The organism is Carboxydothermus pertinax, from assembly GCF_001950255.1.
In the GTDB taxonomy this organism is placed as follows: domain Bacteria; phylum Bacillota; class Z-2901; order Carboxydothermales; family Carboxydothermaceae; genus Carboxydothermus; species Carboxydothermus pertinax.
This window is the reverse complement of record NZ_BDJK01000006.1, coordinates 57,618-72,942: the sequence shown is the minus strand read 5'-3', so window position 1 is coordinate 72,942 and position 15,325 is coordinate 57,618. Positions and strand designations below refer to the sequence as shown.

The 15,325-nt window shown below is 39.3% G+C and carries 12 protein-coding genes; 7 read left to right on the top strand and 5 right to left on the bottom strand.

Going from position 1 to position 15,325, the window contains the following annotated elements; all coding sequences use genetic code 11:
• Window positions 1-180 precede the first annotated feature (180 nt).
• From cpu_RS01735 to cpu_RS01725, 3 genes are all read left to right on the top strand, one after another.
• Window positions 181-1,458, top strand: a complete 1,278-nt coding sequence (locus tag cpu_RS01735; protein ID WP_088775879.1) for an ArsB/NhaD family transporter — start codon at window positions 181-183, stop codon at window positions 1,456-1,458.
• Between the two features lie 123 nt (window positions 1,459-1,581).
• Window positions 1,582-2,853, top strand: coding sequence for an ArsB/NhaD family transporter (locus tag cpu_RS01730; protein WP_075858274.1), 1,272 nt, complete (start codon window positions 1,582-1,584; stop codon window positions 2,851-2,853).
• Window positions 2,854-2,865: 12 nt separating this feature from the next.
• Complete coding sequence (locus tag cpu_RS01725; RefSeq protein WP_075858273.1) at window positions 2,866-3,795, top strand: ADP-ribosylglycohydrolase family protein; 930 nt, start codon at window positions 2,866-2,868, stop codon at window positions 3,793-3,795.
• Here cpu_RS01725 and cpu_RS01720 read toward each other — a convergent pair.
• Entirely contained in the window at window positions 3,746-5,686 is a 1,941-nt protein-coding gene (locus tag cpu_RS01720) for a transporter substrate-binding domain-containing protein (RefSeq protein WP_075858272.1), read from the bottom strand. The genes cpu_RS01725 and cpu_RS01720 overlap by 50 nt on opposite strands.
• 142 nt (window positions 5,687-5,828) lie before the next feature.
• Here cpu_RS01720 and cpu_RS01715 point away from each other — a divergent pair, with 142 nt between their 5' ends.
• Entirely contained in the window at window positions 5,829-6,335 is a 507-nt protein-coding gene (locus cpu_RS01715; protein ID WP_075858271.1) for a DUF6125 family protein, read from the top strand.
• A gap of 242 nt (window positions 6,336-6,577) precedes the next feature.
• On the opposite strand, the gene cpu_RS01710 is transcribed toward cpu_RS01715, so the two are convergent.
• The 3 genes from cpu_RS01710 to cpu_RS01700 all read right to left on the bottom strand — a co-directional run bounded on the left by cpu_RS01710 (window position 6,578) and on the right by cpu_RS01700 (window position 8,413).
• Window positions 6,578-6,796, bottom strand: a complete 219-nt coding sequence (locus cpu_RS01710) for a hypothetical protein (RefSeq protein ID WP_075858270.1) — start codon at window positions 6,794-6,796, stop codon at window positions 6,578-6,580.
• A gap of 74 nt (window positions 6,797-6,870) precedes the next feature.
• Entirely contained in the window at window positions 6,871-7,809 is a 939-nt protein-coding gene (locus cpu_RS01705) for an NAD(P)H-dependent flavin oxidoreductase (RefSeq protein ID WP_075858269.1), read from the bottom strand.
• A gap of 91 nt (window positions 7,810-7,900) precedes the next feature.
• Window positions 7,901-8,413, bottom strand: a complete 513-nt coding sequence (locus tag cpu_RS01700; RefSeq protein WP_075858268.1) for an adenine phosphoribosyltransferase — start codon at window positions 8,411-8,413, stop codon at window positions 7,901-7,903.
• A gap of 195 nt (window positions 8,414-8,608) precedes the next feature.
• Between cpu_RS01700 and cpu_RS01695 the strand changes: the two genes are divergently transcribed.
• Window positions 8,609-10,258, top strand: a complete 1,650-nt coding sequence (locus tag cpu_RS01695; RefSeq protein WP_075858267.1) for a diguanylate cyclase — start codon at window positions 8,609-8,611, stop codon at window positions 10,256-10,258.
• On the opposite strand, the gene cpu_RS01690 is transcribed toward cpu_RS01695, so the two are convergent.
• Complete coding sequence (locus cpu_RS01690; protein WP_075858266.1) at window positions 10,226-11,578, bottom strand: RsmB/NOP family class I SAM-dependent RNA methyltransferase; 1,353 nt, start codon at window positions 11,576-11,578, stop codon at window positions 10,226-10,228. The genes cpu_RS01695 and cpu_RS01690 overlap by 33 nt on opposite strands.
• A gap of 130 nt (window positions 11,579-11,708) precedes the next feature.
• On the opposite strand from cpu_RS01690, the gene cpu_RS01685 reads away from it, so the two are divergent.
• Window positions 11,709-12,290, top strand: a complete 582-nt coding sequence (locus cpu_RS01685) for a TetR/AcrR family transcriptional regulator (RefSeq protein WP_075858265.1) — start codon at window positions 11,709-11,711, stop codon at window positions 12,288-12,290.
• Window positions 12,291-12,452: 162 nt separating this feature from the next.
• The gene (locus cpu_RS01680; RefSeq protein ID WP_075858264.1) at window positions 12,453-15,125 is read left to right on the top strand and encodes an FAD-binding and (Fe-S)-binding domain-containing protein; all 2,673 of its coding nucleotides are present in this window, start codon (window positions 12,453-12,455) and stop codon (window positions 15,123-15,125) included.
• Window positions 15,126-15,325 lie beyond the last annotated feature (200 nt).

Below are 15,325 nucleotides of genomic sequence, written 5' to 3'. Positions count from 1 at the left end.
ATTTTTCATCAATCACACCTTTTCTTTTTAATATTAAACCAAATTATCAGGATAATAAAGACACCTTTTTTATAAACAATATGTTTTTAATTCCTCTAACATTTACAATGGATTTATTATAGTTTAAGATGTATTTATGACGGCAAATAGGGTCTTTACATATTGAAGGGGGAGACAAAAATGAACCAGCCGTTAATTGCCCTTGCGGTATTTCTGGCAACTTATGCTTTAATTATTTCGGAAAAGCTGCATCGGGCAATTGCAGCCCTTTTGGGGGGTACTCTTTTAATCGTCCTGGGGATTGTAACCCAGAAGGAAGCTATTCACCATATTGACTGGAATACCCTGGGCTTACTGATTGGGATGATGATTATTGTGGGTATTACCAGAAAAACCGGAGTCTTTCAGTACCTGGCGGTAAAAGCGGTTAAATGGGCTAAAGGGGAACCGATTTATATTTTAATTGCCCTGGCTACCGTTACCGCCTTTTTATCGGCATTTTTAGATAACGTTACCACCGTATTGTTAATTGTCCCGGTTACCTTCACCATTACCGACCGGTTAAAAGTAAATCCTATTCCCTTTCTTATTTCGCAGGTGTTAGCCAGTAACATCGGCGGTACCGCCACTTTAATCGGTGACCCCCCCAATATTATGATTGGAAGCCAAACCCATCTGGATTTCCTAGATTTTCTTAAAAATTTAACACCAGTTATTATAGTTATCCACATCGTAACCATGTTTCTTTTTTACCTGATATATCATAAGGAATTTAAAGTACCCGGGGAATTAAAAAAGAAATTACTGGAATTAAATGAATTAGATGAAATAAAAGATTTTGCCCTTTTAAAGAAAAGCCTTTTTGTTTTAGGCTTGGTCATCCTTGGTTTTATATTACACGGTGTTTTAGGTTTAGAATCGGCAACTATTGCATTATTTGGAGCAGCTCTTTTATTAACCATCACCGGGGACGAGCCGGAAGAAGTTTTGCTGACCGTGGAATGGCCATCGATCTTCTTTTTCTTAGGCTTGTTTATAGTGGTGGGGGGCCTTGTGGAAACAGGAGTTATTGACCGGGTAGCCCGTTGGAGCCTGGAAGCCACCAGAGGTAATTTCACTTTAACCGGGATGTTAATTCTCTGGCTTTCCGCCATTGCCTCAGCGTTTGTTGATAACATCCCGTTTGTAGCCACGATGATTCCGTTAATTCAGAAGATGGGAGCTCTTGCCCATATGACACCCCAGGCTTTAGAGCCGTTGTGGTGGGCCTTATCACTGGGAGCCTGCCTGGGCGGCAACGGTACAGTAATTGGTGCGTCCGCCAACGTAATTGTGGCAGGTTTAGCTGAGAAAAACGGTTATCCGATTTCGTTTATTGGTTTTCTGAAAATAGCCTTCCCTTTAATGCTAGTTTCAATAATAATTTCCATGGGCTATCTTCTCTTGTTTTATTTTTAAAAAGCTTTTTTCAAGTTTGGATCCTTCGGCTTAATAGCCGCGCTGTTGCGCGGCTTTTGTATTAAATTTGATACTTTTCTTTGGTTTATGCTAATATTAAAAAAAATATTACGGGGGTGTAAGATGACTGTTGCTATCGTCGTTTTTTTACTAAGCTACTTTTTTATCGTTACTGAGAAAATTAATCGCACGGCAATTGCCCTTTTAGGCGGCACCGTGATTTTAATTACCGGCACCTTAACCCAAGAAGAGGCTATCCATTATATCGACTGGAATACTTTAGGTCTTCTTTTAGGTATGATGATCATTGTGGACCTCACCAAGCACTCCGGTTTCTTTGAGTATTTAGCCCTAAAAGCCGTGCGCCTCACCCGGGCCAACCCAATAGCATTACTCATTGTCTTAGCGCTAATAACCGCCTTTTTATCAGCATTTTTAGATAATGTTACTACGGTTTTATTGATAGTACCGGTAGCCTTAACCATTACCCGGGCGCTTAATATTTCTCCTTACCCGTTTTTAATAAGCCAAATCATAATGAGTAATATTGGTGGCACCGCAACGTTAATAGGTGATCCACCCAATATCATGATAGGAAGTCAAACCCATCTTGGCTTTGTAGATTTTTTATTTAACCTTACCCCTGTAGTTTTATTAATTCTGGCAGTAACTTCTGCAATTTTTTATTTATTATTTAGAAAAAGCTTTACGGTAGAAGAAAAATTAAAAGAAAATCTTTTAGCTATTGACCCTGTCGATAAGATTACCGATTACCTGTTATTAAAAAAGAGCCTTATTATCCTGGCCCTTACCATTGCCGGCTTTAGCCTGCACCAGTTACTACATCTGGAATCAGCTAGCATCGCTCTTTTTATGGCGATGGTGTTTTTAGCTATCTCCGGAAAAGAAATTGAAAATGTATTACTAGGGGTTGAATGGCCTACTATCTTTTTCTTTTTAGGACTTTTTATTATGGTTGGTGCTTTAGAAAAAACAGGAGTTATTCATAAAATAGCTGTCTTGGGTTTAGAATTAACTAAAGGCAATGTATATCTAACCGGTATGTTTATCCTGTGGATTTCCGCTGTTGCTTCAGCGTTTATCGACAATATTCCCTTTGTTGCCACCATGATACCTCTTATAAAAACCATGGGGGAACTTGCTTCCTTTGCCCCGGAAGTTATGAATAGCTTGTGGTGGTCTTTAGCTTTAGGAGCTTGCCTTGGCGGCAACGGTACCATTATTGGCGCCTCGGCCAACGTGATTGTCGCTGGTATCGCCGAAAAAGATGGTTTTCCTATAAGTTACACAAGATATTTTATTTACGGTTTTCCTCTGATGCTATTGTCAATAATAATTTCCATGGTTTATCTAACTTGGTTTTATTTTAAGTAAGGGAGAGGTTTTATGAAAGAAAAATATACCGGTTGTCTTCTTGGCTTTTACTTAGGAGATGCCTTAGGAGTCACTTTAGAAAATATGGAAGAAAAAGAAATTAAAAACAAATACGGCATCTTTCAGGATATAACTGGCGGTGGGCCTTTTAACCTCCCCCCGGGAGAAGGGTCCGACGATACCAATATTTTAATTATTACCGCTACTTCAATATTAAGGGATCCCGAAAATCCGTATCCTATACTGTTTGAAGCTCTGCAAAAAGAAGTATTAAAAAGACCAGAGCTATACGGTACGGCTACCCGCACTGCTTTAGAAGCTTATGAGCTTTTTGGCTTTATACCGGATAAAATAGAAAGCTATCTTATTTCCAAGTTAGGGGAAAGGCTTTGCGGTAACGGAAGTCTACCTCGAATAATCCCGGCAGCTCTTTTTTATAGTAATGATGAAATTTTTCGCGAGTACTCCTTAAAGCTTTCTCGGCTTACCCATCCCCATCCAGTTACCGATTATGTAGCTTTATTTACTGGCTTCTTTGTTAAAGAACTTTTGTCTAATACAAATCGCTTAAAAGCCTATGAAGAAGCATTGAAAAAAACCGATTTTTATTTAAAAAGAGAAACTCTGGCCAAGGCCAGAGTTTCTAGGGAACGGTTTTACCGCTTATCGTATTTAAATGCCTGTGACTTAAAAACCAGTGGTTTTGTTACCGATACGGTAGAGGCTTCGGTTTATATTTTCCTTGCAGAAGATAACCCTTTTGATATTATTATTAAATCCGCCAATCTAGGCGGTGACGCGGACAGCCGCGCCGCCATCACCGGAGCTCTGGCTGGGGCTTATTATAACCGGGAAAAATTACCTGGCGAATTACTAACCAAACTTACCCGGTTTACTCTGCTTGAACATCTAGGTCACCAGCTTTGGGCAAAAAGATGGTAAAAGTTGTTCCTCTACCGGGAAAGCTATCTACCAGAATATCGCCGTTATTTTCCTGGATTAATTTTTGACAAATAGCAAGGCCAATACCGTTTCCATCCTTTTTGGAAGTAAAAAATAAATTAAAGATTTGACTTAAGTATTGAGGGGGGATACCTATACCGGTATCAATCACCTCAATTTTTATTTTCTCAGGAAGTTCAAAGGCACGAAGCTTAATTTCCCCCTTTCCCTGGATAGCATCAATAGCATTTAAAAGAAGGTTCATAAAGACGTGCTTTAGCTGTACGGGATCGGCAAAAACTTTTAATTTTAAATTTTCTTTGTTTACCGTAATTCCTTTAGCTATAAACTGCGGTTCTAAAAGATTTAAAAGAGGAAGAATAACATCTTCCAGAGAAACATTTGTCTTTTGTGAGTTTTGTGGTCGGGCATAATTTAATAAATCATTAATTAAATTTTGGACACTACCTAATTCGTTTTTTATAATATTTATCACTTCTTCCCGATATTTTGGGTCATCGGCTTTTAACGGCAAAAGTTCAAGGTAATTTAAAACGGTGAAAAGGGGATTTTTTATTTCATGGACAAAACCGGCCACCATCTGTCCAACGGTTATTAGTTTATCCCGGTTCACCATCAGGTCAAAGCTCTGTTTTTCCTCAGTAATATCCCTAAAATTTATTAAAACGGCACCAATCGAAGGAATGCTAATAAAGTTTATACTTAAATATTTACTCTGACCGGCGACGTTAACCCGATGTTCATTAAGAGAGCAAGTTTGTCCCTGATAGGCCCGTTCCAGAAAAGGCTCTGGAAAATAATCTTTAAGGGGGGAAAAAGAAAAATGCTGCCCTTCAAGCTCCCTTTCTTGGATTCCTAAAATTTTTAGAGCACTTTTATTAATCCGCTTTATTATCCGATTCTCATCTAAGGTAATAATTCCGTTTAATTCGTGTTCTAACATTTTATCCATTAAATCTTTTTGTGCCGAAAGCTCCCGGTAAGCCATATTTAATTCGTAAGTTGCTTTTTCTACTTTTTGCTGTAATAATCGGTTTAACCACAAGATAAATAACAATAAAATTGTGAAAATAAAAAGCCCAGCAAAAAGGTAAGTTCTTATTCGATTAAAGTAAAGCCTTTTTTCGTAGGGAGATTCGCCAAACCATTTGGTTTTAAGATTATCAAGCTCTCCCTTTGCTCTTAAGCGTATTATTGCTTCATTTAATTTTTTTAGAAGCTCTTGATTTGTACCTTTTTTAACACCCAAACCATATTGCGTAATAGAAAGAGGTACCCCAACAACTTTTATTTTATTTTCCAGGTTTAACTTATGAAGCCAATACAAACCAGTGTAGTAATTACCAATCACTGCAGTTACTTTATTTTGACTTAAAGCCAAAAGAGCTTCTTGTTGATCTTCATATAATTCAACTAAAATATCCGGATTTTCCCCAATTAAATCTAAAGCCACATCTCCTTTTTGGATACCCACCTTAAGCCCTTTTAAATCCTCCAGATTGTTTATAAAATAGTTATCCTCCTGAACAAAAATAACCTGGCGGTTTTCAAGATACGGTTCGGTAAAATCATAAAGCTTGGCACGAGCCCGAGTAAAATTTACCCCTAAAAGAATATCCGCCTGCCCTTTTTCCACCATGCGCCTGGCTTCACTCCAGGGCATTAACTTGATTTCAATATCTATTCCCGCTTCCCGAGCTACCGCAACTATCAGGTCTACATCAAAACCTGAAGGTTTTTTATTACTATCAAGACAGCAAAGGGGCGGGTATTCACTGTCACCAACCACAAGATACTTAGTAGTTGCTAAAGCCGAAGAGGAAAAGGTAACTAATAAGAAGAAGGTTAATAAGATTATTTTTTTCGACAAATTTTCCACCTCAAAAGGAACCTATTCGACAAAGATTAACAAAAATCCTTTTAAACCTTAAAAAAGGATTTTAAAAAAAGAAAGCGAATACTAAAAAAGAAAAATTTTTTGAATATTTTTTATTTTTAAAGGAGGGAGCTTTGTGCAACCGCAGGATTTAACCAAAGAGCAGGCACTACTTCTTTTAGAGGACTTTGCCAAGAGGTGGCTTGCTCATGACGGCCTCTGGTTTTTAGAAGTGGAAAAACATTTTGGCATGGATAATGCCATAAAACTCGATGAAGCTGCCTGGGCCCAGTTTACAGTTATCGAGGCTAAAAGAATTAAAGAATTTTTAAAGCTTCCGGAAAAGGGGGGACTTGACGCTTTAAAAGTAGCCCTTCGGTTTCGTCTGTATGGCTTTTTAAACCAGCAAGAAATGGTAATGGAAGGAAATAAATTAATTTATAAGATGAAAACCTGTCGGGTCCAAGAAGCGCGCAAGCGAAAAAACCTTCCGGATTTTCCCTGTAAACCGGTGGGTATAACCGAATATTCCGGCTTTGCGAAAACTATCGATCCCCGGATTAAAACCCGGTGCCTGGCCTGTCCGCCGGATGAACATCCCGATGATTTTTACTGCGCCTGGGAGTTTTGGATTGAAGATTAGTATTCCGTTCCTTATTTTTGTTACCGGTGATCAATTTAACGTAGGTTTCATACCAGAATAAACCTTTTACTGCCTCTTTTTTCATAACATTGTCACCTCCGTTTTTATATTTTAATATTTTGAATAATTACTTCAAGATTTTATCCGATGTTTTTACATTTTTATAACATAGTTAATATAAAGTTTACAAAAGTTATGAAAAATACCCCTACTGTAAAACCGGGCACCTTTTAGGCCCGGTTTTATTCTTCCTTTATCCCTACTTCTGCTAAATGTCTGGCCAGGACCGAATAATTTAACGTACCGGCAAATTTAAACTTGTCTTCAAAGTATACCAGGGGCAAGGGATTTTCCTTTATTTTTTCTCTTATCTCATTGGGTAACTCTCCTTCTATATCCACAAACCGAATACTTACCCTCCCACCAAAGCGGCGTTCTAAACTTGGCTTTAAAAACTTCACCAACTCTTCCTGAGTTGGAAGAGTCCCTCAGCTGGAACATTCCCTTTTTCTAGTTCCATAAACTGTAATGTTCATTACTCCACCCCCAAAAAGAGTTCCCTAATTATTTCCGGCACACTCTTTATTTCTTTAATTTCCCCGACCCTTTCCCCAGAAAACACCAGGCCATTTTCCATATCCCCCAAACGGGCTCGCTCTAGCGCTTCCATAATACAAAAATTCCGCCGGCATTTTTTAAGACAATTTTCACACCGCTTAGGCGTTAAGTCCTCCCCGGCAAAAAGTCTTTCCACAAAACGGTTTTTAAGAGCCCGCCCCAAAAGCCCAACAGGGCTTTCAATTATCACTACTTCTTCCCTATTGGCTTTTAAATATAGATTTTTATAGTTTTCATGAACCTCACACTCACGGGTCAGAACAAAACGGGTGGCCATTTGCACGCCAGCTGCTCCAATTTTAAAAGCTTTTTTAATATCTACCCTGGTCAGTATCCCCCCAGCGGCAATAACCGGTATTTTCACCGCTTTCACCACTTCCGGGAGGATTTGCCATATTGACTTATCCGTCCCCAGGTGTCCGCCGGCTTCCTTTCCCTCCACCACCACTGCCGCTGCCCCATAACTTTCAGCAATTTTAGCAAGTTTAGCTGAGGAAACAATTGATACCACCGGGGTATTAAATTCTCTACCTAAGGAAAAAACATCTCTGGAAAACCCCGCACCGGTAACAACTAAATCGATTCCTTCCTTTAAGGCAGTTAAAACCAGTTCCCTAAAACGGGTTACCGCAAACATGATGTTAATGCCTATAATACCGGAAGTTAACTTTCTGGCTCTTTTAATTTCAGCAACCAATTCCTCCGAAGTCAAACCTGAAGCTGCAATTAAGCCAATTCCTCCAGCATTGGCAACTGCGGAAGCAAGGCTGGCAGTAGATATTTTTACCGCCATACCTCCTTGGATAATAGGATAACGGGTTGTTTTACCTTTAAAATTAAGAATAGGAAAGCTCATTTAAATTAACCTCACTTTTTCTGTCATTATAACATTATTTTCACCTAAAGAAAATAATAAAGACCCTTCCAGCTACTGGAAGGGCCGTGGTTTAGTATTGAACAAGAGAGATAACCTTTTTCCCAGCAAGTTTTTCCCGACCTTCTAAAGCTAAAAGTTCTATCACAAACAAAAGGGCTTCTACTTTAGCTCCTAGTTTTTCGCAAAGCTCCACCGTCGCCTTCATGGTCCCTCCGGTGGCTAAAACGTCATCGACAATTACCACCTTATCCCCAGGTTTTAGAGCGTCGGTGTGAATTTCTAAAGTATTGCTACCGTACTCTAAGTCGTACGATGCACTTATACTCTCCCGGGGAAGCTTACCTTCTTTACGCACTGGGACAAAACCAAGCCCAAGCTTATAGGCTAAAGGTGCTCCAAACATAAATCCCCGGGACTCAATGGCTACCACATGGGTGGGATTTAAATCTTTTATTTTTTCCGCTAAAAGGTCCACCGTGTAACTAAAAGTTTCCCGGTTTTGTAAGAGCGGTGTAATATCGCGAAAGATAATCCCCGGGCTTGGAAAATCAGGTATGTCGAAAATGTGTTTTTTCAAATCCATATTTAAACCTCCGCCTAGATAAAGATAAAAAAAGCACCTCTTGTATATTAGGATATCTTTAATTGTTTTACAAGATAGTTTTCTTACTTTTTCAATAAAAATCAATGTATACATTTTCACATTTTTTGTATATAAAAAAGGATTTTCCCACTTGATTGCAGAAATAAAGAATAGAAAGCCTATCAGGAGGTCAATATGTTAAATTCCAAACCTGCGTATCTTAGGGTTAATAATCTTAATAATCCGCTCAAAAAAATAAATGAATTTCATCAACTACTTGCAAAATTCAAAAACCCTGAAGATATCTTAAGAGAAGTATGTTTCTACCTCAAAGATTTATGGCAGGCCTTAGGCTGTAATATTGTTATTCCAAAAAACCCTAAATATGAATTTAATCTAAAATCCAAATATTCTTCCGCCAATAAACCCATTCCTGAAAATTTAACCGAAAATGAAGGGCTTAGCCTTTATGTTTTTAAGGAAAGAATACCTGTCTTAATTAATGATACAACCACTTCTCCTCTAACCAATAAAGAAATAGTTACTTATTACGGGCATAAAAGTAGTATTGCTGCCCCTATGTTAGGAAAATCCAAAATTTTAGGGGTAATCATTGTCTTTCATCAAGAAAAAAATTTCTTCACCGAAGAAGACCTTGAACTTCTAACTTTTTTTGCCAACCATACAGCTTATGTCATTGAAAACCTACAGCTCTTTTACCGTCTGGAAAAAGGGGTCTATCAAGATTTCTTAACCAGTGTTTATAATTATCGCTATTTACAGGAATGTCTTTTAAACTGTGCCGAAGATCCGACTAAACTTCCCCTTTCGGTCATTATGATTGACCTTGATAATTTTAAAAAATTTAACGATATGTTTGGCCATCACGCCGGTGACCAAATCATTAAAACCACTGCCAAAATCATAAAAAATACCGTTAGAAAAAACGATCTGGTTTTTCGCTATGGTGGCGATGAATTTGCTGTTCTCCTCCCTGCTACCGATTATCAAACAGCTTTAAAAATTGCTCAAAGGATTTCCGAAAAAATAAAACATCACACCTTTGTTATTGGTAAAAACCGCTTTCGCGGCTTTTTAAAAGCTTCCGTTGGCGCCTCAACTTTAGGCCTTGCCCCCACCCCGCAGCTGGCACTGGAATTAGCCGACCGGGCAATGTATCAGATTAAAAGAAGCCGTTTTAACCTTTTAAATCACGTTTCCTTAGAAGATGAAATTTTAATTGATTTTACCCCAGCAGAAAAAACATTATTAAAGACGTTAAAAGTTTTGTTATCACTCATTGATTTTAAAGACCATTATACTTTAGAGCATTCCCGCCAGGTAAGTATCTTATCTTATCAAATCGCCAAAAATCTTACCCTTGGCCCGAAAGATTTAAAAAATGTTTATTTGGCTGCTCTTTTACATGATGTGGGTAAGATTTGGATTGATGAAGCAATCATTAATAAACCCGGGACGCTCACCCTAATAGAAAGGAAAGCAGTCCAAAAACATCCAGTGATCGGCGCTGAGATTTTACAACCAATACCCTTTTTAAAGCCATTAATTCCTATTATCTACCATCACCACGAAAAATATGACGGTAGTGGTTACCCCGATGGTCTTTCGGGAAGGGATATTCCTTTATTAGCACGAATCATTACTTTAGCCGATAGTTTTGACGCTATGACCTCAACCCGTACTTACCGGGAACCTTTTAATTACCAGGAGGCTTTGGAGGAAATAAAAAGGTGTAGCGGTAGCCATTTCGATCCGGATTTAGTTGAGGTATTTATTATGACTATTAAACAGTTACAAAGCCAAACCTCTGAGATATTTTGCTAATTGATTTTTAAAAATGCCCTTTTTAACATAACCAAACCCAATTCCAACTCCATCTAATGTTACCAAATACCAACCTTCTTCCCAGGAAACCGGAATACTTTCCCCCCTTAAATACGCTGCCCGAAGGGCTTGGGGCATTTCAATTTGCCGTTTAAAATTTTTTCCAAGAATGCTAAAAGCAAGCTCCTGGGACGGTAAAAACCGTCCTTTTTTTACTTCCCCTATTTGTAAGCCCGCTTTTATTACCCGGACTCCCGTTAATTCTGGAAATTCTTCCGGTAAAAGAAAAACTTTTTCACCTTTTACAAAGACCTCTGGCACCGGCAGGTTTAAATACTCCTGCCAGAAATCCTGAAACTCCTTTAAACTTTCTCTTTTTCCTCGATTTTTCCCTGATTTTGTTTTAACCCTGGCAGCGATACTTCCAGCTAATTTAACCATTCGAGCCACAAAATGGCCTTCGCCCTTGTGACGGTGAGGCCAAATCCGGTAAGTTTTTCTAAGTTCCTGAAAGTTATCTGCCCACTCGGGGATTCCCGGAGATATCCCGGTTAACTTAAATTCATCCAGAACGAAATTAGGATTTTGCCGCAAAAAAGCTACAATTACTTTTTCATTTTCTTCTGGATTAAAGGTACAAGTGGAGTAAACCAGCACCCCACCTTCTTTTAAAAGCTTTGCTGCAGTGGCTAAAAGTTTTTCCTGCCGGGCACTACAACCAAGGACATGTTCCTCGGACCATTCTTTAAGGGCGTCAGAATTTTTACGAAACATTCCTTCCCCGGAACATGGCGCATCCACCAGCACCCGGTCAAAATAACCAAAAAACTTTTCTTCCAAATGATTCGGTTTTTCATTTACTACAATATAATTGCCATACCCCCAGCGTTCTAAATTTTCGACAAGGATTTTAGCCCGTCCGGGATTTATTTCATTAGCAACTAAAAGCCCTTTCCCGCCTAATTTACTTAAGATTTGCGTGGCTTTTCCTCCCGGCGCTGCCGCTAAATCCAAGATCACTTCCCCAGGTTTGGGGTCTAATACTTCTACCGGCAGCATCGCTGAAGGTTCCTGGAGATAAAAAGCACCCGCCAGATGCCAGGGGTCACGACCTAAAAACAAGCCTTCGGGAAGATAAAAGCCTTCACTGCACCACGGTACTTTTTCTAAAAAACCATAACGGTTAAATAATTCCTTAACACAAATCTTCCCGGGATTTATCCTTAATCCCCTAAAAGGGGGCCTTTTTAAAGCTTCTTTAAATTCTTTTCCTTCTTCGCCTAATAATTTTTCGTATTTAGCATAAAATCTCTCCAGCATCGTATAAGCCCTCCAAAATCTTTCCTACTTACACAATAACATAAAAATTTTCTTCTTGCCAAAATTTTAAATTAAGATATATAATATAAACAGAATATAAACAGAATGTTCTTTCTGTGGGGGTGCGGATTTGGCAAAAAAAACTCCAGAGACAGAGATAAAGCAAAAAATTTACCTGTCTGCCCGTAAACTCTTTGTTGAAAAAGGTTACCACCGAACCAGTATCCCGGATATTGTAAAGGATGCCGGCGTAAGTATTGGCGCAATTTATCACCACTTCTCTTCTAAAGAGGAATTGGCCCGCGTCATTCACGAAGATGCGGTGGAAAGCTTTTTAAGCCGTTATCAATTGTACGTTGATTCCCAAAGGACCGCATTGGGGAAGATTCGAGGTTTTGTAGAATTGATGTTAAGTTGGGCTGATGAAGATTTAATCACCGTGAACTATCTTTTACACGCCCGTCCCAAAGAAATTTTAGATTGCAACTTTACTATTTGCACCGCTGAAGGCTTAGAAGCCGTGAAAAAAATTGTTGAGTTTGGCCAAAAGGAAGGTACTTTTAAAGATGCAGACCAGATACTTTTAGCTGCTTTTATTTCCGGCCCCGTCATGCGCTTAATAGAATTAAAAACTGACGGTATTATCACCCAGCCTTTGTCCAGTATCATCGATACCACTACCCAACTTATTTTTGATGCCTTAAAAAAGTAATTTTATTTTTTTAAATGCAACAGAAAGAATTTTCTTTTTTATATAAATATTAGTGAAAGAATATTCTTTCTTTTAAGGAGGTGAAACAAGGTAAAGGCTCTTCTATTCTTATAATTTTTTGTTACAAGTTTCTCAAAATAATTTTTACAGGAGGTTTTAAAAATGGAAAAATTAAAGGAAGTTTTTCAGGAACGTTTTCGGGATAATTACCTCGAAAGAATTCTTTACAGCCATGACATGGGGGTTATCCCGAGTGCCGTTAAAAAGACTTTTAACTCCCTGCCTGATGCTGTAGTTCAGCCTGTAAACAAAGAAGAAATTAAACAGTTAGTAATATATGCGCAAACGGCAAAAACCCCTATTGTTCCCCGGGGCGCTGCTACTGCTGGCTTTGGTGGAGCTGTTCCTACTAAAGGTGGAATTGTGGTAGATTTTATCAGGATGAAAAAAATTATTTCCCTAGACCCGGAAAAGCAAACCGTCACCGTTGAGCCAGGGCTTGTTTGGCAAGAATTAGATGAATATTTAAACCGTTATGGTTACACTTTAAGGCTCTATCCTACCAGCTATCCCGGTTCCACCGTTGGGGGCTGGGTTGCCCAGGGCGGTACGGGTATTGGTAGTTATATGTTTGGAAGTTTTTTAGAAAATATCGTAGCGGTTAAGGCTATTCTCGGGGATGGAACGGAAAAAACTTTTGCGGGCGAAGAGCTTAAATTAATTTACGGATTAGAAGGTATCACCGGCTTAATTTACGAAATTACGCTAAAAATTATGCCCAAAAAGGAAGAAATCCCCGTACTGGTAGCTTTTCCTAATCTTGAAAGTTTAAGTGCATTAATGGATAGTTTAGAAAATGCAAATCTTCCCTTGTGGTCCGTAAATTTAATGTCTCCGGAATTTGTCAAATTGCAGCAAAAAGCCCAAAATCACTATATTCTTCCTGAAGATAAATATTTTCTTAATTTTGTCCTGCTATCTCCAACCCAGAAAGATTTAGATAGTCTTACTGCAACCCTAAACCGGTTTGGCGGACAACTAATGCCATCCGCTATTGCTCAAGAGGAATGGAACAACCGTTTTTATCCCATGCGTTTGAAACGTCTTGGTCCATCAATTGTAGCTTCCGAAGTTTTATTGCCAAAAAATCAAACCTGGCGCTTTTTAAGCGAAACAAAAAATAAGTTTAAAGGCGAATTTGCTTTTGAAGGCACTTTTGCCGCCAAAGACCAAATTACCTTTTTAGGCTTCCTTCTGGCCGATGAACGCAAGCTTAATTTCCCTCTCCTTTATGCTAACTCGTTAGTGGTAAACGATATGGCTTTTAAGATGCAGGGGCGCATATTTGCCCTTGGCATGTATTTTACCGACTATGCGGAAGAGTTTTTAGGTAAAGATTTAGTAACAAAAATTTTAGGCTTTAAACAAAAAACCGACCCAAGCGGAATTTTAAACCCAGGCAAGCTTCTTCCCCCATCTCTGGACAAAAACTCTCCCTTGAAAGCTTTAAACGCCGCTATGAAGAGCGCCAATTTCAGTAAATCTCTTTTAGGCGGTCTCGGTAAACTGTTAGGTGGCAGCAAGGAAGAAAATGACCACGGTAAAGCCATTAAGGGGTTACCGGCAGAAATGGTGGAAGAAAGTTATATTTGCGCCCAGTGCGGTTTTTGCCGAACCAATTGTACCGTCTTTATGCCCGATCCCTGGGAGTCCAATTCCCCAAGAGGTAAATGGTATTTGCTAAACCAGTATGTCAGAGGAGAAATAGAACTAAATGAAGAACTGGTAAGTTCTCTAATACTGTGTACTACCTGCAAAAAGTGCGACGTGGTATGTCAAACCAATTTACCCAACGCCGAACGTTGGATTGGTTTAAGACCGGTGGTTAACGAAAAAGGGTATGTAAATACCGGATTGGATTTAGTTAAAGATAATGTAATTAATACTGGAAACTTCTGGGGAGTACCAAAAGAGGCTAAAAACTGGATGCTTCCGGATATTGAATATGTGGAGGAGGGCGAAATTGCCTACTGGCCGGGCTGCTGGGCAAGTATCATAATGAAAAATATGCCGCAAAACATTGCCCGGATAATGAACAAAGCGGGAGTACCCTTTGTGTATCTGGGAGAAGCGGAAGGTTGCTGCGGTTTGTATCACGTTCTCGGCGGTTATCAAGAACAGTTTGCCGAAAAAGTCCGGGAAAACTACAAAAACTTTAAAGCTCGGGGCATTAAAAAGTTAATTCTCTCCTGTCCTGGTTGTTTTGCTACCTTTAACGAAAACTACCCGGAAATGGCCCACCATCTGGGGATTAACTGGGATATCGAAACCGAACATGTCACCGTATTTTTAAGCCGTCTCATTGAACAAGGAAAACTAAAATTCACAGAACCCCTTAATGTTAAGGTAACCTACCACGATTCCTGCCATGTCGGACGCTGGTTTAACATTTACGATGAGCCGAGAAAGGTGTTAAAAGCATTGCCAGGAGTAGAATTAGTGGAAATGCAGCATAACCGGGAAAAAGGACTCTGCTGCGGTTTGGTAGCATCGTTTCACTCCATGCCAACCGTTGCTTATTCAGGGCAAAAGCGGATTAATGAGGCGGAAGAAACTCAGGCTGATTATATCGTTACCAACTGTGCCGGCTGTGGTTCGCAAATGAATTATACTGCCAACGCTTTAAACGCTAAAGTTCAGCAAAAAGATATAACCGACCTGGTTTGCATGGCTCTTGGAATAAATGATATTTTTGACCCAACCGAGCCAATTAAAAACTATATGGAAGCTGCTGTTAAACTCTTAGCGCCTTCTTGTGTAATGTTAAAAAAATAGTAGGAGGGGGTAATTACCCCCCCTCCTCTCACCCCACCGTACGTATCCACCGGCCACCGATAGATTCCTTCTCACAGTGGACCCCCTTGCTTTAAGCTAACGACTGCCATTCGGGACTTTCACCTATGAGTCTCTCCCCATGCCGGGCGCACAACCGGTTCTGTCAGGACCAAAAATGGCCACTGACAGAACCATCACTT

Coding starts and splice junctions, on each gene's coding strand:
- cpu_RS01695 (WP_075858267.1), top strand. CDS start 8,609: ATGTTAAATTCCAAACCTGCGTATCTTAGGGTTAATAATCTTAATAAT.
- cpu_RS01725 (WP_075858273.1), top strand. CDS start 2,866: ATGAAAGAAAAATATACCGGTTGTCTTCTTGGCTTTTACTTAGGAGAT.
- cpu_RS01705 (WP_075858269.1), bottom strand. CDS start 7,809: ATGAGCTTTCCTATTCTTAATTTTAAAGGTAAAACAACCCGTTATCCT.
- cpu_RS01730 (WP_075858274.1), top strand. CDS start 1,582: ATGACTGTTGCTATCGTCGTTTTTTTACTAAGCTACTTTTTTATCGTT.
- cpu_RS01700 (WP_075858268.1), bottom strand. CDS start 8,413: ATGGATTTGAAAAAACACATTTTCGACATACCTGATTTTCCAAGCCCG.
- cpu_RS01735 (WP_088775879.1), top strand. CDS start 181: ATGAACCAGCCGTTAATTGCCCTTGCGGTATTTCTGGCAACTTATGCT.
- cpu_RS01690 (WP_075858266.1), bottom strand. CDS start 11,578: ATGCTGGAGAGATTTTATGCTAAATACGAAAAATTATTAGGCGAAGAA.
- cpu_RS01680 (WP_075858264.1), top strand. CDS start 12,453: ATGGAAAAATTAAAGGAAGTTTTTCAGGAACGTTTTCGGGATAATTAC.